Below are 3,286 nucleotides of genomic sequence, written 5' to 3' on the forward strand. Positions count from 1 at the left end.
ACCTCGACGAGAAGGTCGCCCGCCTCCACCTCGACGCCCTCGGCGTCCGCCTCACCACACTGCGCCCGGAGCAGGCGTCCTACATCGGCGTCGAGATCGAGGGTCCGTACAAGCCCGACCACTACCGCTACTGATCCACAGCAGCAGTCGAAGCAGGCCCCCGGCACCTCTGCCGGGGGCCTGCCCCGTACCGGAGACCGTGTACCGGACCGCCCAGACCGCCCCACGGCCCCCACGGCCCACCCAAGGAACGTGTGCCCCATGCCCCGAGGCCGCTACTCGCTCCACGACCCGCACGACCGGACCCCCCTCGGCGAGGAGCACTTCCACTGCGCCCCCGGCCCCTCCGGCTGGCGCTACGTCTCCCAGCTCACCACCCCGGACGGCGACCACCGCGGCTCCGTCGACCTGGCCGTCGACGCCCTCGGCCGCCCCATCCGCCTCGAACTGAACGCCGCGAGCTGGCAGGTCCGCGGCGCCGCCGTCGACGGCGTCACCTGGGTCCGCACCGACCCCACCGGCGCCGAGGCCACCGAGGGCAACGTCCCCGCCTCCGGTTTCACCGGCACCTCCCCGGCCTTCCTCGTCGCCACGGCCCGGCTGCTCCGCCTGACCCCCGGCGCCCCCGCCACCCGCGTCCGGCTCCTCGCCCTCACCGACCCGGTACTGGCCCCCCGCACCGTCGACCAGGCATGGGCCCTGCTCACCCGCGCACAGCACCCCACGGACAGCGGCCCGCTCCTGGTGGACGAGTACCAGGTCAGCGCCCTGGACACGGGCGAGGTCCACACGGTCCACCTCGCGGGCGACGTGGTCCTCTCCGCCCCCGGCATCGAACTCGAACACCTGGAGACCCCGCCCTCGGCCTTCGAGGAGTAACCCCTCCACCCCTCAGCCCGGCGGCGCGAACCCACCACCACGCACCGACTCCCCCGGACCGACGGGCGGAACCACCGGGGGAACCACCGGAGCCGCCGGCACCGGGGGCACGTACGGGGCCACCGGCGCGGGTGCGACCACGGGTGCGACGACGGGTGCGACGACGGGAACGGTCGCGGCGGCCGGAGGGACCGCAGTGCCCGCGCCGGTGGCCCCGAAGGCCCGCGCCGCGTCCCTCGACTGCCGCTCGTGCACCACGGCCATCAGGAACGCGGCGGCCGGCACCCCCGCCGGCGGACGCGCCCCCGTCCGCGCCACCAGTTCGTCCGCGAGCTTCACCGCCATCTCGGCGCCCACCTGCGGATGCAGCTGGTCCATCCGCGTCAGGTACTGGCGCACCGCCAGCCACAGCCCGTCCGGCACCGCCGACAGGTCCAGCCCGGTGAACCGCCCGGCCAGCCACGGCGGGGGAGCGGGCACCGGAGCCACCCGCGAACCGGGCACCCGCTCCCGGACCACCAGCGTCCCCGCGAACACGTCCCCGAGCCGCCGCCCCCGCTCCGACACCAGCGAGGCGGTACAGGCCACGGTCCCGAAGGTGCCGAGCAGTTCCACGGCCCCCATCGCCCCGCGCACCAGCGCGTGCCGGAACCGGATCGGGCCCCCGTCCTCCCGCACCACCCGCAGCCCGCACGCGAGCTTGCCCAGCGACCGCCCGTGGCTCAGCGTCTCCACCGCGACGGGTACGCCGATCAGCAACAGCAGGAAGCTCGCCACCGCCACCGCGGCCAGGGCGGCCTCGTCCAGCGAGGCCGTCGCCAGGGCCAGGGCCAGCGTGATCAGTAGGTAGCCGGTGAAATACACGGCCAGGTCGAGCACGAACGCCAGCGCCCGGCTCGGCAGCCTGGCCGGCCTCAGCCCCAGGACGACCGCGTCCCCCGTCACCAGATCGTCCACCGGCGCACACCCTTCACCCGACCTGGCCCGCCCCTTCGGCCTCCAGTCTGCCAAGCTGACCACATTAGGAACAGGCAGTAGCAGGGGACCTGGGCAGGGGAGCGGCAACCGGATGGATCTCGACGTCTTCGTGGCGGCGCACCGCGCGGAATGGGACCGACTGGAACAGCTCCTGGGCCGGGGCCGCAAACTCACCGGCGCGGAGGCGGACGAACTCGTCGCGCTCTACCAGCGGGCCTCCACCCACCTCTCCCTCGTCCAGTCCACCGCCCCCGACCCCGCGCTCACCGGCCGGCTGACCCAGCTGGTCGCCCGCGCCCGCGCCACGGTGACGGGCGCCCGCCGGGCCGGCTGGCGCGACGTGGCCCGCTTCTTCACGGCCGGTTTCCCGGCCGCGGTCTACCGCGGCCGCCGCTGGTGGATACCGACCGCGCTGCTCTCCACGGCGCTCGGCGTGCTCATCGGCTGGTGGATCGCCACCCATCCCGAGGTGCAGGGAGCCATCGGCGCCCCGGAGGACCTGAGGGCCCTCACGAAGCCGGGCGGCGAGTACGAGACGTACTACTCCAGCAACCCCGCGGCCTCCTTCGCGGCCCAGGTCTGGACGAACAACGCCCAGGCCGCCGCGGTCTGCCTGGTCCTCGGCGCGTTCCTGGGCATCCCGGTGCTCTGGGTCCTCTTCCTGAACATGGCCAACCTCGGTGTCGGCCTCGGCCTCATGACCTCCGCGGGCCGCCTCGACGTCTTCCTCGGCCTGATCCTCCCGCACGGCCTGCTCGAACTGACGGCGGTCTTCGTCGCCGCGGGCACGGGCCTGCGCCTCGGCTGGACGGTCGTCGACCCGGGCCCCCGCACCCGCCGCGCGGCCCTCGCCGAACAGGGCCGCGCCGCCCTCGGCATGGCCCTCGGCCTCGCGGCGGTCCTCTTCGTCTCGGGCCTGATCGAGGGCTTCGTGACCCCGTCGGGCCTCCCCACCTGGGCCCGCATCACCATCGGCGTCGCCGCCGAGGCCCTCTTCCTCGTCTACGTCTACGTCCTGGGCGGCCGGGCCTCCCGCGCGGGCGAACTGGGCGACGTCGAGGCCGCCGACCGCACGGCCCACCTCCCCACCGCGGCCTGATGTGCGTACAGCCTCTCTGAGCTGCTAGTCTCCTCCTCGTCCCGCAAAGACCGTTGACACGGCCCGCGCGGGGAGGTAGATTCGAACGGTTGCCTCGAACTGGACAAGTTCGGCAGCGATGGTTTAGATTCTCTCTCGCCCCCACAGGAATTCAATTCCATGCGGGGTGCACTCGACTCCTCATCAAGGAATCTGAAGCCGGGAAATCCGGTGGAAAACTTCTGATAGAGTCGGGCTCGCCGGAAAGGGAAAGCGCGGAAGTGCTGGATCTGGAAAGCGCCGGGGAAGTCGGACACGAAAGAGTCTGATAGAGTCGGAAACGCAGGAACA

4 protein-coding genes are annotated in these 3,286 nt (G+C 73.1%); 3 read left to right on the forward strand and 1 reads right to left on the reverse strand.

Features of this window, described 5'->3' with window-relative positions; translation table 11 throughout:
• Together ACIA5F_RS30880 and ACIA5F_RS30885 are read left to right on the forward strand one after the other, a co-directional pair.
• The coding region (locus tag ACIA5F_RS30880; protein ID WP_399358781.1) for an adenosylhomocysteinase at positions 1-134 on the forward strand (134 nt) is incomplete at its 5' end.
• A 127-nt stretch (positions 135-261) separates the two neighbouring features.
• Positions 262-879 (forward strand): hypothetical protein, encoded by a 618-nt coding sequence (locus ACIA5F_RS30885; RefSeq protein WP_399358776.1) that lies wholly within the window; start codon positions 262-264, stop codon positions 877-879.
• Between the two features lie 12 nt (positions 880-891).
• On the opposite strand, the gene ACIA5F_RS30890 is transcribed toward ACIA5F_RS30885, so the two are convergent.
• Entirely contained in the window at positions 892-1,836 is a 945-nt protein-coding gene (locus tag ACIA5F_RS30890; RefSeq protein ID WP_399358777.1) for an RDD family protein, read from the reverse strand.
• 112 nt (positions 1,837-1,948) lie between these two features.
• Between ACIA5F_RS30890 and ACIA5F_RS30895 the strand changes: the two genes are divergently transcribed.
• A complete protein-coding gene (locus ACIA5F_RS30895) occupies positions 1,949-2,956 on the forward strand; it encodes a stage II sporulation protein M (protein ID WP_399358779.1) in 1,008 nt (335 codons plus the stop codon).
• The last annotated feature ends 330 nt before the right edge of the window (positions 2,957-3,286 follow it).

The organism is Streptomyces sp. NPDC051567, assembly GCF_044454165.1.
In the GTDB taxonomy this organism is placed as follows: Bacteria; Actinomycetota; Actinomycetes; order Streptomycetales; family Streptomycetaceae; genus Streptomyces.